The 21,219-nt window shown below is 65.4% G+C and carries 15 protein-coding genes and 1 pseudogene; 5 read left to right on the top strand and 11 right to left on the bottom strand.

Features of this window, described 5'->3' with window-relative positions:
• Positions 1 to 111 precede the first annotated feature (111 nt).
• Together MSTE_RS22975 and MSTE_RS22970 are read left to right on the top strand one after the other, a co-directional pair.
• Positions 112 to 1,932, top strand: coding sequence for a phosphoenolpyruvate carboxykinase (GTP) (locus MSTE_RS22975; protein ID WP_096506293.1), 1,821 nt, complete (start codon positions 112 to 114; stop codon positions 1,930 to 1,932).
• Between the two features lie 47 nt (positions 1,933 to 1,979).
• A complete protein-coding gene (locus MSTE_RS22970; RefSeq protein WP_057965497.1) occupies positions 1,980 to 2,813 on the top strand; it encodes an LLM class F420-dependent oxidoreductase in 834 nt (277 codons plus the stop codon).
• A gap of 58 nt (positions 2,814 to 2,871) precedes the next feature.
• On the opposite strand, the gene MSTE_RS22965 is transcribed toward MSTE_RS22970, so the two are convergent.
• Entirely contained in the window at positions 2,872 to 3,096 is a 225-nt protein-coding gene (locus MSTE_RS22965) for a hypothetical protein (RefSeq protein WP_046255125.1), read from the bottom strand.
• Between the two features lie 163 nt (positions 3,097 to 3,259).
• Here MSTE_RS22965 and MSTE_RS22960 point away from each other — a divergent pair, with 163 nt between their 5' ends.
• Entirely contained in the window at positions 3,260 to 4,231 is a 972-nt protein-coding gene (locus MSTE_RS22960; protein WP_096504668.1) for a cytochrome c oxidase assembly protein, read from the top strand.
• On the opposite strand, the gene mmsB is transcribed toward MSTE_RS22960, so the two are convergent.
• From mmsB to MSTE_RS22930, 6 genes are all read right to left on the bottom strand, one after another.
• On the bottom strand, positions 4,219 to 5,130 hold the full coding sequence (gene mmsB, locus MSTE_RS22955) for a 3-hydroxyisobutyrate dehydrogenase (protein WP_046255124.1): 912 nt from the start codon (positions 5,128 to 5,130) through the stop codon (positions 4,219 to 4,221). The two genes, MSTE_RS22960 and mmsB, sit on opposite strands and share 13 nt — an antisense overlap.
• Before the next feature lie 15 nt (positions 5,131 to 5,145).
• Positions 5,146 to 6,492: an MFS transporter gene (locus MSTE_RS22950; RefSeq protein WP_096504667.1), complete on the bottom strand. Its 1,347-nt coding sequence runs from the start codon at positions 6,490 to 6,492 to the stop codon at positions 5,146 to 5,148.
• A gap of 76 nt (positions 6,493 to 6,568) precedes the next feature.
• On the bottom strand, positions 6,569 to 8,026 hold the full coding sequence (locus MSTE_RS22945; RefSeq protein ID WP_096504666.1) for an aldehyde dehydrogenase: 1,458 nt from the start codon (positions 8,024 to 8,026) through the stop codon (positions 6,569 to 6,571).
• On the bottom strand, positions 8,023 to 9,150 hold the full coding sequence (locus MSTE_RS22940) for a hypothetical protein (RefSeq protein ID WP_096504665.1): 1,128 nt from the start codon (positions 9,148 to 9,150) through the stop codon (positions 8,023 to 8,025). The genes MSTE_RS22945 and MSTE_RS22940 overlap by 4 nt, the downstream gene beginning before the upstream one ends.
• Complete coding sequence (locus MSTE_RS22935; protein WP_096504664.1) at positions 9,147 to 10,295, bottom strand: phosphotransferase family protein; 1,149 nt, start codon at positions 10,293 to 10,295, stop codon at positions 9,147 to 9,149. Before MSTE_RS22935 ends, MSTE_RS22940 begins: the two co-directional genes overlap by 4 nt.
• 95 nt (positions 10,296 to 10,390) lie before the next feature.
• The gene (locus MSTE_RS22930) at positions 10,391 to 11,170 is read right to left on the bottom strand and encodes a class I SAM-dependent methyltransferase (RefSeq protein WP_096504663.1); all 780 of its coding nucleotides are present in this window, start codon (positions 11,168 to 11,170) and stop codon (positions 10,391 to 10,393) included.
• Positions 11,171 to 11,251: 81 nt separating this feature from the next.
• Between MSTE_RS22930 and MSTE_RS22925 the strand changes: the two genes are divergently transcribed.
• A complete protein-coding gene (locus MSTE_RS22925) occupies positions 11,252 to 12,484 on the top strand; it encodes a glycosyltransferase family 4 protein (protein WP_096504662.1) in 1,233 nt (410 codons plus the stop codon).
• Here the strand turns inward: MSTE_RS22925 and MSTE_RS22920 are convergent, their stop codons facing one another.
• Entirely contained in the window at positions 12,485 to 14,125 is a 1,641-nt protein-coding gene (locus MSTE_RS22920) for a hypothetical protein (protein WP_162291726.1), read from the bottom strand. It abuts the gene before it with no gap.
• A gap of 52 nt (positions 14,126 to 14,177) precedes the next feature.
• Positions 14,178 to 15,359: a DUF3068 domain-containing protein gene (locus MSTE_RS22915; RefSeq protein WP_096504660.1), complete on the bottom strand. Its 1,182-nt coding sequence runs from the start codon at positions 15,357 to 15,359 to the stop codon at positions 14,178 to 14,180.
• Between the two features lie 192 nt (positions 15,360 to 15,551).
• Here MSTE_RS22915 and MSTE_RS22910 point away from each other — a divergent pair.
• Positions 15,552 to 16,700, top strand: a pseudogene (locus tag MSTE_RS22910) (acyltransferase family protein); the annotation flags it as partial.
• Here MSTE_RS22910 and MSTE_RS22905 read toward each other — a convergent pair.
• Entirely contained in the window at positions 16,613 to 20,857 is a 4,245-nt protein-coding gene (locus MSTE_RS22905) for an alpha-(1->3)-arabinofuranosyltransferase (protein ID WP_096504659.1), read from the bottom strand. The pseudogene MSTE_RS22910 and the gene MSTE_RS22905 sit on opposite strands and share 88 nt — an antisense overlap.
• Before the next feature lie 43 nt (positions 20,858 to 20,900).
• Positions 20,901 to 21,074: a DUF2613 domain-containing protein gene (locus MSTE_RS22900; protein ID WP_005063958.1), complete on the bottom strand. Its 174-nt coding sequence runs from the start codon at positions 21,072 to 21,074 to the stop codon at positions 20,901 to 20,903.
• Positions 21,075 to 21,219 lie beyond the last annotated feature (145 nt).

The following is a 21,219-nucleotide window of genomic DNA, read 5'->3' as shown; positions in this document are numbered from 1 at the left end:
AACCCCGTTTCACGCTGAATAGCGCCAGCGCTAACCTCATATATCTAGGTTCCGACCAGCGCCGGTGCGGCAACTGCGTACCTCACCCGGCTCAACGAGGAGATGCTCTCGATGACAGCAGCGACCATTCCCGGTCTTGACAACGCTCCGACGAAACACGCCGGATTGCTCGCTTGGGTCCGCGAGGTCGCTGAGCTGACACAACCTGATCGGGTCGTGTTCGCTGATGGTTCCGATGAGGAGTTCGAGCGCGTTTCTCAGCAACTGGTGGACGCCGGCACCTTCCAGCGGCTCAACTCCGAGAAGCACCCCAACTCGTTCCTGGCGCTGTCGGACCCGTCGGACGTCGCCCGGGTGGAATCGCGGACGTACATCTGCTCCGAGCGTGAAGAGGACGCCGGTCCCACCAACAACTGGGTGGACCCCACCGAGATGCGCGAGACCATGACCGAGCTGTTCCGGGGCAGCATGCGCGGACGGACCATGTGGGTGGTGCCGTTCTGCATGGGCCCGCTCGGTGCCGAGGACCCCAAGCTGGGTGTGGAGCTCACCGATTCGGAGTACGTCGTTGCCTCCATGCGGGTGATGACCCGTATGGGTGCCGCCGCTCTGGAGAAGCTGGGCGACGACGGATTCTTCGTCAAGGCGCTGCACTCGATCGGTGCGCCCCTGGAGCCCGGCCAGGAAGACGTGCCGTGGCCGTGCAACGACACCAAATACATCACCCACTTCCCCGAATCCCGTGAAATCTGGTCGTACGGTTCGGGTTACGGCGGTAACGCGCTGCTGGGCAAGAAGTGCTACTCGCTGCGTATCGCCTCGGCGATGGCCCATGACGAGGGCTGGCTCGCCGAGCACATGCTGATCCTCAAGCTCATCTCGCCGGAGAACAAGGCCTACTACGTGGCCGCCGCCTTCCCGTCGGCCTGCGGCAAGACGAACCTCGCCATGATTCAGCCGACCATCCCCGGGTGGCGCGCAGAGACTTTGGGTGACGACATCGCCTGGATGCGCTTCGGCAAGGACGGCCGCCTGTACGCCGTCAACCCGGAGTTCGGCTTCTTCGGTGTGGCACCCGGTACCAACTGGAGCTCGAACCCCAACGCCATGAAGACCATCGAGGCCGGTAACACCGTCTTCACCAACGTCGCGCGTACCGACGACAACGACGTGTGGTGGGAAGGTCTGGAGGGAGAGCCGGAGCACCTGATCGATTGGAAGGGTCAGGACTGGATTCTGCGCGAGACCGAGACCAAAGCGGCGCACCCGAATTCGCGTTACTGCACCCCGATGTCGCAGTGCCCCATCCTGGCTCCCGAGTGGGACGACCCGCAGGGCGTGCCGATCTCGGCCATCCTGTTCGGCGGCCGACGCAAGACGACCGTGCCGCTGGTGACCGAGGCCCGCGACTGGCAGCACGGTGTGTTCATCGGCGGCACACTGGGTTCGGAGCAGACCGCGGCCGCCGAGGGCAAGGTCGGCACCGTGCGCCGCGACCCGATGGCGATGCTGCCGTTCATGGGCTACCACGTGGGTGACTACCTGAACCACTGGATCAACGTGGGCAAGCAGGCCGACGAGTCCAAGCTGCCCAAGGTGTTCTTCGTGAACTGGTTCCGTCGTGGCGATGACGGCCGTTTCCTGTGGCCCGGATTCGGCGAGAACAGCCGGGTGCTCAAGTGGATCGTCGACCGGATCGAGCACCGTGCCAACGGTGTGTCCACCCCGATCGGAACCGTCCCGGGCGTCGAGGACCTGGACCTGGCCGGGCTGGACGTCGAGGAGGCCGACGTGGCCGAGGCGCTCGCGGTCCACAACGACGAGTGGCAGGCCGAACTGCCGCTCATCGAGGAGTGGTTCGAGTTCATCGGCGACAAGCTGCCCACCGGCGTCAAGGATGAGTTCGACGCTCTCAAGCAGCGGCTGGGATAGTTCGTATCTGGTCGACACTCCAGGTGAATCCTGCATAGGGTTGTGCAATGCGCTTCGCATTCAAGACATCTCCGCAGAACACCACCTGGGACGACATGCTGGCCATCTGGAAGGTGGCCGACGAGATCGACGTCTTCGAGTCCGGCTGGACCTTTGATCACTTCTATCCGATCTTCTCGGATTCCACCGGGCCGTGCCTGGAGGGCTGGATAACCCTCACCGCACTTGCGCAGGCCACCCGGCGGTTACGCGTCGGGGTGCTGGTGACCGGTATCCACTATCGGCATCCGGCCGTGCTGGCCAATATGGCCTCGGCGTTGGACATCGTGTCCGGTGGTCGCCTCGAACTCGGTATCGGCGCGGGCTGGAACGAGGAAGAATCCGGCGCCTACGGCATTGAACTGGGCAGCATCAAGGAGCGATTCGACCGGTTCGAAGAGGCCTGTGAGGTACTCACCGGTCTGCTGAGCCAGGAGACGACGAGCTTTGACGGCACGTTCTATCAGCTCAAAGACGCTCGCAACGAGCCCAAGGGGCCGCAGAAGCCGCACCCGCCCATCTGCATAGGCGGCAGCGGCGAGAAGCGGACGTTGCGGATCACCGCCAAGTACGCCCAGCACTGGAACTTCGTGGGCGGACCGCCCGAGGAGTTCGCGCGTAAGCGCGATGTGCTGGCCGCGCACTGCGCCGACATCGGCCGGGATCCGGCCGAGATCACGCTCTCGGCCCACATCCGGCTCGGCGAGGATCGCGATTACGCGAAGGTTGTCGATGAGGCAGCCGCGCTAGGGGCCGAAGGGCTCGACGTGGCGATCATCTACCTGCCCCCGCCGTATGACACAGCGGTGCTGGAGCCGTTGGCGGAGGCGCTACGCGGCTGACGACGAGAAGGCATCCACGTAGCCGCGGGCGTTCGTAGATGCCTTCTCGGTCAACGGTTTAACCGGTCTTGCTCTCCAAAGCAGCCAGCGCGGCAGCGACTGCGATGTACTTGTTGGTGCCCAGCTCGCGCACGGTCGAGATGTTCAGGGCTTCCTTGAGTGCGGCGTCATGCTTCTCGGTGAGGCCGGCGAGAGCAGACGGGGGAGCGTCGAGCACGTCCTTGAGGTCCTTGTTCTCATAGGCCTTGTCGAGTGCCTTCTCGAGATTGACGGATACAGCCATCAGTTCGTACCTTTCTTGCCGTGTTTCCCCGGCCCCGTCGCGCACCCTAGCTACCAAAGCTGTGAACCAATGCCGTTTGGCTAGCGGCGATCCGAACTGCCGATGAACGCCTGGTTCGATACCCGGATGGCCAGTTCATTCAAATATGCGCATAATATAATCAATGAATGATCCGAGGTGGTTCAGCGGGCTGACCACCATCCCCGCCGAGCCGCCGACAGTCTGGTCGCTGTTCGCCTGGAACCCGCCCGCCATTCCGGTGCTTCCCGTTGTCGCGGCGCTGCTGGCCGGGTGGTACCTGCTGAGCGTGCTCCGGCTACGCCGGATGGGCCGCAGCTGGCCGTGGTGGTCAACCGCATGCTTCCTGTCCGGATGCCTGATTCTGGGCGCGGTCATGGGATTGTCGATAGACCGCTACGGATTTCGATTGTTCAGCGCATTCATGTTCCAGCAGCTGACGCTGTCGATCCTGGTGCCGCCGTTGTTGGTGCTGGGCTCACCGGGGCGGCTGCTGTTGCGGTCGACGCCGCACCACGGGCCCGGCAGGTGGGTACTGGTGGCTGCGCTCGCCGGATTGCGCAGCCGCGCGGCCGCGCTGCTATTACATCCCGCCGTCACCATTCCGCTGTTTCTGTTCAGCTATTACGGCCTGTATTTATCCCAGCTGTTCGACACCATTGCCGTTACCTGGTTGGGGCATAACGGGTTAGAGATCTTCTTCTTGGCCAGCGGCCTGCTCTTCGTCATCCCTATCCTGTCCACCGACCCACTGCCGATCCGGCAGACCAACCTCGGCAGGATGTTCGACATCTTCGTGGAAATGCCGTTGCATGTGTTCATCGGCGTCATCCTCATGATGGCGCCCAGGCCGTTGATCGGCATCTTCGCCAATCCGCCCGCCGCGTGGTCCGTCGACCCGGTGAAGGACCAGGCGGTGGCGGGCGCGCTGGCCTGGTCCTACGGTGAGCCGATAGCACTCGCGACTACCTTGATCTTCGCCATCCGGTGGCGGCGTGAGGAACAGGTCGAAACCGAGGCGCGCGAGGCCGATGATGCCCGGCAAGAAGACGAATTGGCTTCGTACAACCGGTTTTTACAGCAATTACATGAAGAGCGGCCGGGTCACGGCTCGTAACCGCGCGCCGACCCGTCGGGTGTCGCGTACTTGACGATCAGCGAGCAGTCCTTGCCGCCCAGGCCCTCGTCGATGAGCTGTTGGAACTGCTCGGTCACCATGGTCGCGGCGGGCAGCTTCACGCCGGTGGCCTCGCCCGCGGCCAACGCCAGGCGTGCATCCTTGTGCGCCAGGTCGACCGTGAAGGTGGCATCGAAGTTCCGGTTTGCGGCGGCGGATTCGATGATGTCCGGCACCGGGTACCAGGTCTGCTGCGCCCATGATCGCGCCGAGGACACCGAGCAGATCTCCCAAAAAACCTTGGGATCCAGGCCGAGTCGCTCGGCCAGCTGTGAACCTTCCGAATTGGCCATCATGTCGATGAACAGCATCATGTTGTTGCAGATCTTCGCGGCCACGCCGGCGCCACCGTCTCCGGCGTGGATCACCCGACCGGCCATCGGCTTTATGTAATCGGTTGCCGCACCCGAGTTTTCCAAATCACCACCCAGCATGAAGCACAGCGTGCCGGCCTGCGCACCGCTGATTCCGCCGGACACCGGGGCGTCGACGAACCGGAACCCCCGGCGCTCCGATTCGGCGTGACAGTACCGGGAGGTTTCGATGTCGACGGTCGAGCTGTCTACCAGAAGCGTTGATGGCGAGGCGTTTTCCCAGATGCCGTAGGGGCCCTCGAACACCGAGCGGACATGCTCACCCTTGGGCAGCATGGTGAACACGACCTCGGCGCCCGCCAGCACCTCGGCGATCTCTTCCACCGCTGTCACACCGTTGGCCGCAGCGGCGGCCAGTGCATCACCCGAGAGATCGAAACCGCGCACCGTGTGCCCGGCAGCCACCAGATTCGCGGCCATCGGGCCGCCCATGTTCCCCAAACCGATCCAGCCATAGGTCGCCATGGGTCCAACCTAGCGTCAGGCGCGTGCCCTGTCGGCAGCATCCAGTGCATGCAGCGAGCTGCCCTTGGTCTCCGGCAGTGCCCAGACCGCAATGAGCGTGATGGGAGCAACGACGGCCAGGTAGATGGCCACCGGTACCCAGCTGTGGTACTTGCTCAGCAGTGCGGTGCCGATGACCGGGGCCAGTGATCCGGCGAAGATCGAGGTCACCTGGTAGCCCACCGAAACCCCGGAGTAGCGCATGCGGGTGGGGAACATCTCCGCCATGATGGCCGGCTGCCCCGCGAACATCAGCGAGTGCACCAGCAGACCGATCACGATGGCCGCCAGGATCACCCATTCGTCTCGGGTGTTGAACATCGGGAACGCGATGAAGCCCCACCCCGCTGCCAGCAGGGCCCCCAATGCGTACGGCGCACGTCGTCCCACGATGTCGGTGTACCGGCCCACGATCGGCAGGGCGATCGCCTGAACCGCGTGGGCAATTAAGAGCAGTAACAGGATTCGTCTGGTGTCCATGTGCAGCTCGATCTTGAGATAGGTGATCGAGAAGGTGACCACCATGTAGTAGAGGATGTTCTCGGCCACCCGCAGCCCCATGGCGGTGAAGACCCCGCGCGGATACCGGCGGAACACCTCGACGACGCCGTATGAGCCGGCCTTGTTCTCCTCGATCTCCTTGCGGGCCTCCTGGAAGATCGGCGCATCGGATATCCGGGTGCGGATGTAGTAGCCGATGGCCACGATGATGACCGACAGCCAGAATCCGACACGCCAGCCCCAGGCCAGGAAGGCCGCATCGGAGAGGGTCCACGACAACGTGAGCAGCACCAGGGTGGCCAGCAGATTGCCCAGCGGTACCGCCGCCTGCGGCCAGCTCGACCAGAACCCGCGTTGCGCATCGGGGGAGTGTTCGGCCACCAGCAGCACGGCGCCGCCCCATTCGCCGCCTACCGCGAAACCCTGCAGGAATCGCAGCGCCACCAGCAGGATCGGGGCCCCGTAGCCGATCTGCGCAAAGGTCGGCAGGCAGCCCATGAGGAAGGTGGACACGCCGACCAGCACGATCGCGATCTGCAGGAGGTGCTTGCGCCCGTAGCGATCCCCGAAGTGCCCGAACACGATTCCGCCGATGGGCCGGGCGACGAAACCGACCGCGTAGGTGAGGAACGCCTTGATGATGTTGTCGAGGTCGTTGCCCCCGGCCTGTACGGCGGGGAAGAAGACCTTGTTGAAGACGAGGGTGGCGGCGGTGGCGTAAAGGAAGAACTCGTACCACTCGACGACGGTGCCCGCCATTGACGCGGCGACCACCTTGCGCAGACCCGTTGGAGCAGCGTCGGCCTCGGCGGTGGTGGACACCGTCGAACCCTAGCGTCGAGTGCGAGCCTCACGCGGTTTTCAAGCAAGATTTCCGCGTGAGACTCGCACTCGATGGCTAGATCGATTCCAGGGTGTACCCCATCGGCAGCAGCACACTCTTGAGCTCGCAGTACTCCTCGATGCCCTCGGGCCCGTTCTCCCGGCCGATGCCGGACTGCTTGTAGCCGCCGAACGGGCAGCTGGGGTCGAAGGCGTACCAGTTGATGCCGTAGGTGCCGGTGCGGATCTGCGCGGCGACCTCCAGGCCCTTGGGCACGTCGGTGGTCCACACACTGCCGGCCAGACCGTAGTTGGAGTCGTTGGCGATCTTGATGGCCTCGTCCACGGAGTCATAGGCGATGATCGACAGCACGGGACCGAAGATCTCCTCCTGCGCGATGGTCATCGAGTTGTCGACATCGGCGAAAATCGTTGGCTGGACGAAGTATCCGCCGTCCAGACCCTCGGGACGCTTGCCGCCGTAAGCAAGCCGCGCGCCCTCTTCGATGCCCTTGGCGATGTAGCCCTCGACACGGGCGCGCTGCTTCTCGGTGATCAGCGGGCCCACCTGCGTGGCGGGATCGTCGGGCAGGCCCACGCCCATCAGCGAGACCATCCCCACAATGCCGTCGACAACCTCGTCGTACCGTGAGCGCGGTGCCAGCACCCGGGTCTGGTTGACGCAGCCCTGGCCCGCGTTCATCAGGCCCGCGAACACCAGCATCGGCAAGGCCGCCGCCAGGTCGGCATCCTCCAGCACGATGGCCGCCGACTTACCGCCCAGCTCAAGGGTGACCTTCTTGAGGTTCTTGGCCGCGATCTCGGCGATCTCCTTACCGACGGCGGTGCTGCCGGTGAAACTGAACACGTCGATGTCGGGGTTGTTGGTCAGCGCCCGACCGGTTTCGGCCCCGCCGGGCACCACTGACAGCACGCCCTCGGGCACGCCCGCGTCGGCGAACACCTCGGCCAGGATGAAGCTCGACAGCGGAGTCTCGGCAGCGGGTTTGAGTACCACCGTGCACCCCGCGAGGAACGCCGGGCCGATCTTGTTGAGCGCCAGGAACAGCGGCACATTCCAGGCTGCGATGGCGGCCACCACACCGGCGGGCTCCCGAGTCACCACCGTCTGACCGTAGGCGCCGTTGCGCAGTTCCTTCCACTTCACCGCGTCCGCCGCATTGGCGTAGTACTGGATGGCACCGAAACCGCCCAACCACTGCAATGTTTCGATGACCATGGGGGGAGCGCCGGTCTCGTCGGCGATGGCCTTGCAGATCTCGTCCTTACGGGCCTCCAGCCCGGCAACTGCCTTCTGCAATATCGCCTGGCGCTCGTGCGGAGTCAGCTTGGGCCACGGGCCGTCGTCAAAGGCGCGGCGGGCAGCACTTACCGCGGCCTCGACGTCGGCGGGGGACGCCAGCGGACACTGGCCCACCTTCTGCCCGGTGGCGGGCGAGATGACCTCGATCACCTGGTCGGTGGCAGGCTCGGTCCACACGCCGCCGATGAAGAGCTTGTCGTAATTCGTCATGAATCGCTGTCTCTTTCCTGATGTGTATCAACGAACCCGGTAAAACCGGAGGGTTTATGTGGGCCTATGGGCCCGAACTCGAACAGTCCACTGCCGAGGGCCTCCACGCCGTTCTCGACCAGGCGGAACGTTGCGAGATTGTCTACGGGGCATAGCAGTTTGAGCGTGGCGTCCAGTTCCGCGGTTTTGTACCGCTTGCCCTGCACGACGAGGTCGCCCTGCCACATGCCGTGGCGCCAGTCCGAATCCAGGCCGTATCCGGTGCCGAAGCCGAAGTAGTGCGGCAGCACGATCTCGGCGGTGATGGTGATGTCACCCAACGTGATGACCGCGGAACTCGCCTCGCGGGTGCCGGGAACCAAGGTGATGTCATGCGTGATGGGGCCGAGTTCCTCGATTCCCTTCGCCGGATCGCGCCATACCCGGCGAGCACCGCTGACCACCTTGGTGCCGTGCTCGTCCTCCTGGTTGATGAACACAATCGAGTATTCGGGGAACGAGATCACGTTGTAGAGCCAGAAGAAGCCGCCCGCAAGGGTGGCACGCCGCCCGGCGGGCTCGCCCTCGCCGACAGGCCGGATTCCCCAGGAGCGGTCCCGGTTGCCCGACCAGTTGACGCCGTCGAGTTCGTGGGTGGTGCCGTCGACCGTCAATTGACCTGCCCAGGTGCCGGTTTGGGCAAATCGCGAGGTATCGAACATGACACGGCCGAGCTGGCGCTGGTAGTGGCCCGGCTCCAGGGAGGCCGGTATCTCGCCGGTATAGGTGATGTCGAAGGCGAGGTCGTAGTCGTCGCCGGGTTCCAGGATCACCCGCACCTTCTTCAGGCCCTCGACAACCTCGATGCGGTACGGCCCGACCCTCAGATCGGCACGGTCGTCTCCCAGCGCGCGCGATGCGCGAAACACCACGACGTCCTCACCATTGCGTACCGATGCGAATGCATCGGTGACACCCAGGTTCGGGTAGACGCCCAAGCCGGTGATCAGATATGGCAGGTCGGCGCGTCCGCCGTGGCAACCGAAGTAATAGCGGTCGTAGAAGTTTCGGTCCGAGGTGCCGACATGGCGGACCACATCGGCGATCTGATGGATCGGGTAATCGTCGAAGGGAGACAGGCTCACGCGGAAACCTCGCTCCAGTACTTTCCGTCCAGCATTTTCTCCAGAGTGACCCTGTGCAGGATCAGGTCATCGGGGTCATTCGGCATCTCTGCCATACCAAAGGCCATGGCACGCATCTGAATGCGCACCATGATCACGGCGTGTTGCAATGCCGCATAGGTGGTGTAGAAGTCCAGATCGCTGGCATGGTGCCCGGTGAGGGCGGCGTACTCGGCGGCGATGTCTTCGCGCCGGCAGAAGCTGGGCAGCCCGGCGAGGCCCGCGATCTCGGCCAGGTCCTGGAAGAACCTGTGCAGGAAGATGATCCATCCCAGATCGAGCTCGCGCGGTCCGATGGTGGCCATCTCCCAGTCGAGCAGCGCCACCGGTTCGAAATCCTGGTAGATGACGTTTCCCGGGCGCGAATCTCCCCAGCTGACCGTGTCGGCCGCGCGCAGAGATTCGGTCGGCCAATTCGCCTGTAACCACTCGAATCCGCGGTCGATAAGCGGGATGGCGGGGCCGTCACCGCGTACCCACTCGTAGAGGTCTCGGGTCCGGCGTACATGGGCATCGAGGCCCGTCTCGCCCTCGCGGGCGTCATTGAGGAACGCGAACTCCTCGACGGGGGCGGAGTGAACCCGGGCGATCTGGTCGATGGTGAGCCGTTGCATCTTGCGGCGGTCGGCGTCGGAGGCCTCGGTCACCCAGGATCCGAACGTGTAGGGCATGCGGTCAGGTGGGACCTCCCCATCGACGCGCTTCATGACGAAGAACTCTCCGCCGAGCACCGAGGGGTCATCGCAATACCAGAGCACCGGGGGCACCACGGCGCTGGTGTGTTGGCCGAGCTTATCCATCACATCGAACTGGCGACGCATGTCATAGGTGGGAAACACGGGGCTCGAATCGGGCTGCGGTGCCGTCCTGATCACCAGGCGATGTGCGGCCCGCTCACCGTTCTCGGTCCACTGCGCATCGGCCAGAATCGTCTCGCTGGACATGCCGTTGGCGCTGGGCAGCTCCGCGTGGTCCACGCTCAGTGCGGCATCAGACGGCAATTGGGCCGAAATCCAACCGGCCAGGGCGCCGCGCAGGGTTTCCGGGTCCCGCTGTGATTCGGCGGGGCGTGCAACGTCCTCATGCGTCGCTGTCTGCTCAGTCAAGGTGTCGTGACTTCCGTTTCATGTCCGCCTCGTTGCGTGACGTACGCAACACTACCGGGCAGTCAAGGGAAGTGGAACCTGTTGCAATTCCTGATTCAGTGGGGGCGCAGCACAACCACCAAATTGCTCACCAGAACCTCCCGCACAGCGGGAACTTTGGTGATCCACCATGCCCATTTTGGGTGGTAGCGGGGAAATGCGGCGACCAGCGCGCCCGTCCCGTGGGCCCATTCGAGACCGTCGCGCACCGATACCGGAAAAAGTGACGACCCGTAGTTGTTCTTGGGTGGATGACCGTGTCTGCGGGTGTACCACCGGGCGGCCCGGGCGCCCCCGAAGTAGTGCGTCAGGCCCATTTCGTGGCCACCGAACGGGCCGAGCCAGACGGTGTAGGACAAGACGGCCAGCCCGCCCGGCCGGGTGACTCGCAACATCTCAGCGCCGAGCCGCCAGGGCTCAGGTACATGCTCGGCGACGTTCGAGGACAGGCAGATGTCGACGCTGTCGTCGGCTATCGGTAGAGCCATTCCGGACGCGCGCAGATAGGCCGCTCGTGGATCGTGGATACCCGCGGTTCCCTCGGGAGCCGAGTGCATCTCACGGGGGTCGGGTTCGACGCCGACGTACCGTGCTCCGGCGTCGGCAAAGGCCGAGGCGAAGTAGCCCGGTCCGCCTCCGACGTCCAGCACCGTGCGGCCCTGCAGCCCGATGTTCGTCGCCTGTCGCCACAAGTCGGTGATCAGGTGAACTGTGTCCTGCGCCACCGTGCCGTAAAACCTCTCTGGCGCACTCTGCTCAAAGCGAAAAGACGATAATAAGCTGGCAGAACGACGCAGATTCGCCCTTCGGGCAAATAGATCGGTGATTTCCGGCACTTGTTCTCGTTCTGCTCGGTCTCCTTATTAAGGGAGACGGAATTTCTGGAGGCCCACCCTAACGGCCTAGGGTGCATAACGGTGTTTAGCGAAGTGTCAGATCAGCCGGGCCTCCCACGGGAGGTCCTCATGTTGTGTTGGCGCGATACCGACCATCCGCAGGGCGGCGGCAGCGAAACCTATCTGCAGCGCATCGGCGCCGAACTGGCCGCATCCGGCGTGAAGGTGACGCTGCGATGCGCCGCCTACCCGGGCGCCCCCCGCCGCGAGGTGGTCAACGGAGTGCACATCTCGCGCGGTGGCGGGCGTTTCACGGTGTACCCGCGGGCACTGCTGTCGCTGCTGGCCAGCCGCTTGGGCCTGGGGGCATTGCGTGACGTGCGGCCCGATGTCGTCATCGACACCCAGAATGGCATCCCGTTTTTCGCAAGCACCGTGGTCAGTGCGCCCGTTGTAGTACTTGTCCATCACTGTCACCGCGAGCAGTGGCCCGTGGCAGGGCAGCTCATCGGCAGGCTGGGCTGGTGGCTGGAATCGCGGTTGTCTCCGCGGATGCATCGGCGCAACCAATATTTGACGGTCTCGCAACCGTCCGCGTCGGACCTGGTGTCGCTCGGTGTAGCGCCCGGGCGGATTGCGGTGGTACGCAACGGTATCGATGAGATTCCGGGCCTGCCCGTAATTGGCGCGCTGGACGGCGTGCGCAGTGAAACGCCCCGGGTCGTGGTGCTCTCGCGTCTGGTGCCGCATAAGCAGATCGAGCATGCGCTGACCACTCTTGCGCTGCTGCGCGATCACGTGTCCGATGTGCACCTCGATGTCGTCGGGGATGGCTGGTGGATGGATCCATTGGTGGAACATGCGGCCCGGCTGGGTATTTCCGACTCGGTGACATTCCACGGCTACCTCGGCGAGGAGGCCAAGCATCGGGTACTGCAACGCGCTTGGGTGCACCTGATGCCATCGCGCAAGGAGGGCTGGGGCCTGGCGGTCACCGAGGCCGCGCAGCACGGCGTACCCACGATCGGCTACCGCTCCTCCGGTGGGCTCACCGATTCGGTCACCGATGGCATCACCGGTCTGCTGGCACGCGATCAGGATGAGTTTGTTCGGCACACCGCGACTCTTTTGGCGGACAACAAACTTCGATACCGAATGGGCGAGGCGGCGCGGGCTCGTTGTGCCGATCTCTCGTGGCAGCGCAGCGCATCCGGTGTGTGGACCGTGCTCAAGGCTGCAGTGGTCGGCGTACCGATATCGGGGATCATCGGCGATGAACCGGTGGCGGCTCCGCAGGTTGAAATCCCCGCCTGATTACGGCGAGCGCCGTCGCCCACGCAGCCAACTGATCGCGGGGGCACTGCCCGCGGCCAGCAGCACAACCCACATCAGGTGCGCCGCGATGACGGTGACGCGTCGACCGGGCGACGCTCCGATGGATGACCACGGCCCGGGTACACGATAGAGCGCGATATCACCGTCACGGTAGACGGGCTCGAGCTGCGTCAGTGTTGCCGACGAAATATCTTGTTCGCCTGGAGTATTCGCCTGCACCACCACCCATCCGATGCCCTGCGCCGCGAGCTCGCGCGGTGTGGCCCCGGTGCGTAGCAGTTCCGCGACATGGCGTCCCCGGGTGCCGTCTCCGCGTACGTCGCGCCCGTCGACGCGCAGATCTCCACTGCTGACCGTGTCACCGCGGATCCAGCGCGGAAACGGATCCAGTACCGGGATCGCCGACGGGGTCCAGGGGAATTGCCGCACGGTTTCCGCGGGCAGCACCGCCACCGGATGCGGTTCGGCATTGATGCCGGCCGCGACGGCCGCCCATCCGGCCGGGTAGGTGACCGATTCGACGCGACCGCCGACTCCCCATGCCAGGTCTGGAAGTGTGAATATTAGTGCTGTGCAAGCTAATCCGGCAGCCACAAGTTGTGAGGAACGTTCGCGCAGCACGGTGACGGCCGCGGCGCCGGCCACCGCGTACCCCGGCACCGCCAATGCCACCCATTTCTGGCCGTCGCGCAGAATGCCCAGACCGGGCACTTCGGTGATGAGCCAGGTGGTCAGCGTCAACCCCGGACCAGTCGCCAGCAGTGCCGGAATGACCACGGCGGCACCGGCGATGCCGAGTAGCCCGAGCGCTGCCCGGGTGCGCCACAGCGCCACCACACCGACGGCCACCACGACGAGTAGTACCGCCGAGAAGGCCAACGCGAACAGTGTCGTCCGTGAGGCCGGTACCGCGGACGCGTTCCACATACCACCCAGCGAGGCCAGGCTTCCGAGTGTGCCCAATCCCGGTTCGGCGCGCGCCGCGAAGGCGTGGACCCCCGCCTCGTCTCCGGCAGGTATGGCGGTTCCCAGCCCCGAGGCCACCAGCCACGGCATCGCGGCCAGTACTGAGATCGTCAGTACGCCAAGCCGTGACCGCAGACCCGGTGCCACCGCAAGCCCGACGATCAGTGCGAGGACCGTTCCGGTGGGCGTCAATCCGGCCAAAGCGATCCAGAATGCGAGCGTGCACCAGGTGTCGATACCGGACGCCGAGCGTAGCCGGATTGTCGTCAGCGCGATCCACGGCAGGCAGCCATAGCCGACCAGCAGGCTCCAATGTCCTTGCAGAAGTCGTTCGGCCACATAGGGATTCCAGATTGCGATGGTGGCCGCTACCAGCTGACCGGGAGTACCGGCAGTGGGAACCAGGTGGGCGGCCAGGCGCGCCGCCCCCCATCCGGCAAGCCATAAACCCACTGCGAGAAGCATCTTGACGAGGAATCCGCCGTCGACAAGCGTTGTCACGGCAGCGATGAAGAAGTCCTGCGGTACGGCGCGCGGAGCTGCCTCACCGACCCCCAGGGCCGCGTCGGTCAGGTACGAGCGCGGTGTCGAGACGGCGTCGCGGATGAGCAGATAGCCGGGTGCGGCAAGTGGCGCGGTAATCGCCGCCGCCAAGCCCAGTGCGTACAGCGGCGCAATAAGGCCTGTGCGGCGCAAGACGTCCCGGCTAGAGGTGGTTTCGAGGCGACGGGAACTTGTCGGTGTCGGCCTCGCTGGCGGAGGGTTTCTCCGGGCTTCGGCGGCCGAAGAATCCGTGATCCACCGTGTCCAGACCGGGATCGATCAGTGCGGACTCGGCCCGCAGGCTGAACGAGCCCAGGAGGCCGCCGCCGACGAGCGCCACGACGCCCAGGGCCGCAAATGTGATGGGCAGGATGTTCGACCAGATGGAAAGGCTGTCGCGGGTATCGCGGGCCGCCTTCACCTGCTTCTCCACGGTCTCGTCGTTCGACTGCACGGTGTAGTCGACCATCGGAACCTCGGGCTTGAGCGCGTCACGCGAGTAGTAATGCAGCGCATGCTGTTTGCTCTTGACGATGATGCCGCTGACCGGGTCCACCCAGAACTCGCGCTGTGCCGCGTAGTAGCGAGTCATGGTGATCTCTTCGTCCTCGTGCTCGGCTTCCACACCCCACTGCACGGCGCGGGCCGTCACCTTGGAGTCCTCGTCCTTGTCGTACAGCGAGGGGTACGCGACCGGTTCCACCAGCTTGCCGTTGGCGTCGTAGCCCACGTTCTGGGTGAAGTGATAAGCGGTGAGGCCGTTGACATCTTCTTCGCCGGTGTAGTTGGCGTCGAAGGCGCGCTGGGCGACCACGTCGAAGTACTGATACGTCTTCTTCTCGGTGTCGAAGGGGAACCGGTAGCTCAACCCCTCGTGCTTGAGAGCGATAGTCGTCGGGGGCGTCTCGTCCTCGATGGCGCGCGGCTTCTGCACGCTGCCACCGGGGTTGTCTTCACTGGAGATCGCCTCGGCGGAGTGGCGGTCCACGGTGACGGTGTCGACGGTGGCCAGGACCAATCCGGCGTCGCCTTGCTTGTCGGTGCGCCGAAGAGTGATGCCGGCCTGCAGGCCGACCTTCGTGGCATCGGCGGGGCTGACGGTGGTGATCTGCTCCTGCAGCGCCAGCGGCTTATCCGGATCGGTAATGAACTTCTGTCCGGACAGCGACGCCGGGTCCAGGGCGCGGCCCTTGCCCTCGCTCACCAATGTGGCGTCCCAGTCGAGCGGAATCTTCGCAAGCCGGTTGCTGGTGTACGTACTGAGCAACAGCGCGGCGATGATAAGAGCCGAGCCGAGCCCCAGCAGTCCGCACGCTGCGATACGCATCATGACCCCGCGGTTCACAGTCGCCGAACCCTCCTTAACGTGCGGTAACCCTGGTCCCGGCGGTGGCCGGAGGACACTGCATGCCCAGGGCAAATCTGTCTGACCCTAACAGCCGCTGCCATCAGGTGGTCATTCGGCGATGTTACGGATTCACCGGTCTCGTTCTGGTCAAACGCCGCCGGATCGACTTAGAACCGTACCCTCGGCGGGGTGACAGCAGCGCAGGTATCGGCTCCGGCCGTCCATGCACGGGGCTTCGTCCCGGCATTGGAGGGCATGCGCGCGTGTGCCGCGATGGGGGTAGTCGTCACACATACCGCATTCCAAACCGGCCACAACGGTGGCGTCGATGGCCGCATTCTGGGCCGCTTTGACCTGGCAGTGGCAGTCTTCTTCGCGCTATCGGGATTCCTACTGTGGCGGCCACATGCGTTGGCGGCACACGGCGGGCCCGCGCCGCAGCCCACCGGGCGCTACTTCGCGTCGCGGTTCGTCCGCATCGTCCCGGCCTACCTGGCCGCCGTCTTCGTCATCCTGTTGCTGTTACCGGACGCCGCGGGGGCCGACTGGGTGGTCTGGGCCGCCAATCTGACGCTCACACAGCTGTACGTTCCGCTAACACTGACGGCGGGACTGACACAGATGTGGAGCCTGGCGGTGGAGGTCGCTTTCTACATCGCGCTGCCTGCCATCGCGCTCATCATGCGGCGGGCACCGCTGCGCCGGCGTGCCCCGGTGCTGGTGGTTGCCGCAGCCGCCAGTTTCGGGTGGGCGTTCATCCCTTTTCACACCACGGTCGGCATCAATCCGTTGACATGGCCGCCGGCCTTCTTCTCGTGGTTCGTGGCGGGCATGCTGCTCGCCGAGTGGAGTGCCGCGCCGCCCGCCTGGACGCTGCGCCTGGCGCGCCGACGGGTGCTGCTGGCCGTGGTGGCCCTCAGCGCATTCGCAGTGGCCGCTTCCCCGCTGGCCGGCCCGGAGGGCCTGACGCAGGCACCACCGCATCAGTACGCCGTCAAGATCGCGATGGGTGCCACGCTGGCGTGGGCACTGCTGCTCCCGTTGACGCTGGACAGCCCGGGCACGCCGCACCGGATACTGGGCAGCCCGCTGATGGTGACGCTCGGGCGGTGGTCCTACGGCCTGTTCATCTGGCATCTGGCGGCGCTGAACATGGTCTTCACCGTGATTGGTCACTTTCCGTTCAGCGGTCACTTCCCACTGGTACTGATTCTGACGTTGATATTCGGCTTCGCGATGGCCGCCGTCAGTTATGCGCTGGTGGAATCCCCGTCACGTGAGGCATTACGACGCTTCCAGGAACGGCGCACCAGTGCCCGGGAAGGGAGCCGTACCGCGGCGAGCGCCACCGTGGCTACGGAGATCAGCGCCAACAGCTGAATCCACCATGAGTGGCCGGTGTATCCGCCCACCGATCGCCACGGATGCCGTGAGAGAGCCGCCCCGGCCAGGAGAAGCGAGCCGCCCGATATGTATGCGCCGGCTGCCGTGAGCGCGCGCAGCGGCCACCGTGTTCCTACCTTGAACGCCAGTGTGGTCAGGCCCACCACGGCTCCGGTGATGCCGCTGATGGCCGTGAGGGCGGCCAGCACCGCGACACCCGCGACCGGGCCGGAACCCCAGGGGACCACCTGGGGCAGTTCGGTTTTTCGCCGCGCGGGGATGAGGGCCACAAGCGCCAGGACGGGAAGCAGCGCCAGCCCGCCGAAGAGCCCCGCGCGGTACCAGGTGTCGAGGCCGAAGGTCAGTGTGATCGGGCCGCCGACGCCGGCCGGAAGCACCCAGCCCTGCTGCCATCCGTTCACCCGTATCGGGTTGAGCGTGTGTCCTTGTCCGTCGCGGGCCACCCACCCGGGGTTGATGCTTTCGGGAACCACGAGCACCCGGTCCCGTGGTGCCGGATCCGCGGAGAGCTCGCGTCGTGCCGCGTCCCATCTGCCCTTGACTGCCGCTGTCGCGGTGGCGGCGGCCGGTGTCGTGCCCGGTGCGGTGAGCTGGACACCGTCGACGATGAACTGCTGGCGTGGGTTGACGGTGACGTCCTGAGGCCCTGCGCCCGTTTCGATAGGTGTTCTATCGCACGGAGTGGCCTGGATGGGACTGCCGTCCAATAGTTTCCGCACCGTGGTGGTTATGGACATGGGGATGAAGCGCCCGGCCAGCGCCAGCACCGGCCCATCAGCGCATCCGATCCTGATCACGCGGTTGTCGTTGGCGTTTGCGTCGGCGGGAGCGATCGGCCGACCGCTGGTGTCCAGTGCGACGAGCTCGGCAATACCGGGTGGTTTGTTCTGATCGGTTCCCAGCGCGGTCCGGTCGATGATGTCGGTCCAGTTCATCACCGTGACGGTGATGGTGTCGGTGACTCGCGGGTGCAAAGACAGCGTGGAGGTATCGGCCTTGGGGTCGATGGAGCGCACCTGCGGGCCGTCCCCGAGATCGATCGCTACCTGTTTGGGGTGTGCGGGGACCTCGGTGCTACTGGGGCGCAATCGAATACCCCCGACGGTGACCGGTTTGGGGAGTTTGATCACAAGAGAGGGAAGGTGCTCGCGAAGTACCGAGTTCTGTGGTGCCGTCCAGGCGGTGCCCGGATCGCCGTCGGTGGCCGCATAGGACGAGCCCCGCAGGTCGATCAGATCGGCACTGCCGGAGGCCGTGGTGGTGCCGGGCTGCGTGATCAAATCGCGCAGCTGCGGTCCGGAGCGGGCCCGTACCCAGAGCTCTGGTGTGAGTGAAAGAGGTTGGGGCACAGTCAGTGTACGGATGAAGGTGCCGGGTTCCTCGGGGGAGAGTGAGAGCGTCCCCGCGCAGCGCAGTCTTTCCGGCGACGGCATGCAGCCGGGCCGCCCCTCCAGCGGTGATCCCAGGTCCCAGCCAAGCACCGTGGTGCCCGCCGGAGGGGCGGGAATGATTGCGCTGTGGCGCAAATCGACGGAGTGGGCGTATCCGGCGGCATCGTATTGAGTGAGGGACAGCTCGGTGATCCCGAACTGCACGCCGGAGGTGCCGTCTTCGGTTCCGGTGGCCGTCACCTTGATCCAGTTGGTTTCCCCGGGCCGCAGTGCTATGTCCAGGGGTTTGCCCGGCTCATCGAACCGTACCGACGTGGTGCCGTTGTCGGTCTCGACCTCCAGCCGCCGCACCTGTGCTCCCAATGCGGTGGCGCTCGGTGTCACGGTGAGGATCGCATTGGTGATAGGCCGATCCAGATCCACTCGAATCCATTGCCCAAGAGCAGCTTCCAGTGAGCTGCTGACCCAGCTTGTCGCGTTGTCGCGATCGATGACGGCCGCCGTGCTGGTGCCGGGTGCCACATTGGGCAGTGCCGTGGAATCCGAGGCGGAACTGGACGCGGTGATGGTTCCGCCCGCCCACGTTCCGTTCACGAGGGGAACCCCGGTGGCGGGGTAGTCGGGCACCCGATTGAAGGTGCGGCGTTTGTCACCGGGTGCGCGGATGGCCGAGGAATGGTCGTCCACGCGCCCGTAGTCGGTCTCACGGGCCAGTGGAGTGTCGGTGACCATCGCCGGCCCGGGACGCACACCAGCTTGCGCCGCATCGGTGGCCAACAGGGACGGGCCCAGCGGTGGCTGGTTCAGCTGGCGACGTCGCTCACCCAAGCGCAGCAGGGCCTCGGGCCCGCCCGCCACCCGGGGCATGCTGTCTGTATCCGCGAAATACGGATCTCCGTAGGCCTTTTGTCGGCCCACCGCATAGATCTCGACCGCTGGATACTTTGGGCGTAGGTCACTGTCGGCGACAAAGCCCTCCACCGTCCCGGCCCCGACGGGGTCGCCGAACTGGGCGACCTTGGTCAGTCCGGGGGACCCTTCAATGGCGTGGTGCACCAGGATCGGACGGGCGGAACGGGACGTGTCGGGATCGAGGTCGTTGCGCACCACCAGGTACGAGATGCCCTGCTGCTCCAGGGTGTCGGCCAGCCCGTCCGAGGGACGGCCGGCGGCGAACAGCTGCTGCACGGAGTCGATGGCGCGAATGGTTTCCGGCGGTGTAAGCGGGATGGAATCGCGTACCCCCCAGGGAGTCTGGCCCAGCGCCTGCAGGGGTTCATCGCGGGTGAGGCCCCAGGTCTGGATCGCGAACGGGGCTCCCGGCACCACGAGCGCCCGTCCGCCGTCGTCATGATCGGCCAACCAGTGCGCCGTGTCCTGCCAGTAGCCGGGGATGGCATCGAAGCCGCCGCGGGGCACCAGCCGGCCCGTCCAGGCCAGCGAGGTGCTCGCGGCGAGTGCCACGAACAGTGCGATCCCCAAAGCGACCGCCCGATTGCGCTCCGGGCGCGCCAGCGCGCCGAGCCACTCCCGTACGGGCACGCTCGCGGGCAGTGGTATCCGCGACAAGGCATGTGCCAGGCCAAGAATCAGCGGTAGACGAATCAGCGGCTCGAGCTTGTGCACATTGCGCAGCGGCGTGCCGCCGTCGTCCAAGAAGAATTGAATCTGCTGGCCCACAGGCGATCCGAGTGCTCCGGTGTATCCGGCCGTCAGCAACACCAGGCCCACCAGAAGTATCGCGACCAGCCGTCCGCGAGCGGGCATGCCCCGCATGGCCAACCCCACCATGCCGGCGGCGGCGATCATCGCGGTGGCTATGACCATGGCCGACTGGGTGACCAGCGAGGATCCCGCTGTCGCGGTCGGGGCCACGAACGGTGTCCAGCTGTCGGTTCCGCGCAGCACCTCGGTGAGTGAGGTCCACTGCGTGGTGACACCGGAGGATTCGATGAAGTCGAGGAAACGCGGGCTGATCTTGCCGAAGATGAGCAGGGCTGCGATCCACCACGTGGTGGCCAGCGCCAGACAGGGAATCCACCATGCCGTGAATCGCCACCAGGTCCGGTTCGGTCTGTGGGCCAGCCACCAGATGAAGGCCACCCCGCAGGCCAGGGCGGTGGCGACGGCATTCACCGCACCCATCAACGCGACAGCGACGGCCGACAGTGCTGCGGCCCGGCGCGGTGACATCCGGCCCTGGAACACCAGGATGACGGGTAACAGCACCCACGGGGCCAGCATCATCGGCAGCGTTTCGGATGAGATAGCGCCCAGGGTCGTCAGCACCCGAGGGGACAGTGCGAACGCGACCGCCGCGATGATCCGGGAGCCGCGGGTGCCGATACCCAGCGCCTCGGCGACCCGGATGACTCCCCAGAACCCGGCCACGATGAGCAGTGCCCACCACAGCCGTTGCGTCACCCAGGCCGGCACCCCGAGCAGGTGACCGACCGAGAAGAAGGCGCCGTGGGGGAAGAGGTACCCGTACGCCTGGTTCTGTGCCTGCCCGAACGGCAGATCGCTGCTCCACAGGTTCAGGGCCCGCGCGGCGAACCGCAGCGGATTGATGGCCAGATCCAGCTTGGTATCCGGAGATATTTGTCCGGGTGATTGGGCGAAGGTCAGCAGTAGGGCGAGTGCCGATGCGACCGCGAGCCACCGCCGGCTCAGCGGGGAAGAGTCAAGGCGGTGCGTCACGGTTCAGGAAATGCGGCGCGGCGCTGCCGGGAGCCGCGCGATGTCAGCTCCGGTTGCCGTAATCGGGACGGTTGAGGATTGCCGTCGACGGATCGATACCGGTCACGACGGGCTTCTTGTCCTGTTCAACCGACAGCGTCAGACCGAACACGGCCGCGGCGCCCAGCAGCAGCCCGATCAGCACGCTCGCGGCGGCCGGCACCACAAATCTGGTCATCGGAGCTCCTCTGGGTCATGCAGATACCAGCGGCCAAACTAGCACGTCCGAAGATGCTGACGATTCTCCGGCGGACCACGCGGCGGGCCTGCGGATACTCGATCGGGGCGAGTGGGGAACATGGAGAACCATGAATAGACCGGCA

Source organism: [Mycobacterium] stephanolepidis, assembly GCF_002356335.1.
GTDB lineage: Bacteria > Actinomycetota > Actinomycetes > Mycobacteriales > Mycobacteriaceae > Mycobacterium > Mycobacterium stephanolepidis.
The sequence above is the reverse complement of the archived record's forward strand: the minus strand, read 5'-3'. Positions and strand labels throughout refer to the sequence as shown.

Excerpts from the sequence above, each read along its gene's own strand:
- MSTE_RS22975 (WP_096506293.1), top strand. The coding sequence starts at position 112 with ATGACAGCAGCGACCATTCCCGGTCTTGACAACGCTCCGACGAAACAC.
- MSTE_RS22970 (WP_057965497.1), top strand. The coding sequence starts at position 1,980 with ATGCGCTTCGCATTCAAGACATCTCCGCAGAACACCACCTGGGACGAC.
- MSTE_RS22965 (WP_046255125.1), bottom strand. The coding sequence starts at position 3,096 with ATGGCTGTATCCGTCAATCTCGAGAAGGCACTCGACAAGGCCTATGAG.
- MSTE_RS22960 (WP_096504668.1), top strand. The coding sequence starts at position 3,260 with ATGAATGATCCGAGGTGGTTCAGCGGGCTGACCACCATCCCCGCCGAG.
- mmsB (WP_046255124.1), bottom strand. The coding sequence starts at position 5,130 with ATGGCGACCTATGGCTGGATCGGTTTGGGGAACATGGGCGGCCCGATG.
- MSTE_RS22945 (WP_096504666.1), bottom strand. The coding sequence starts at position 8,026 with ATGACGAATTACGACAAGCTCTTCATCGGCGGCGTGTGGACCGAGCCT.
- MSTE_RS22900 (WP_005063958.1), bottom strand. The coding sequence starts at position 21,074 with ATGACCAGATTTGTGGTGCCGGCCGCCGCGAGCGTGCTGATCGGGCTG.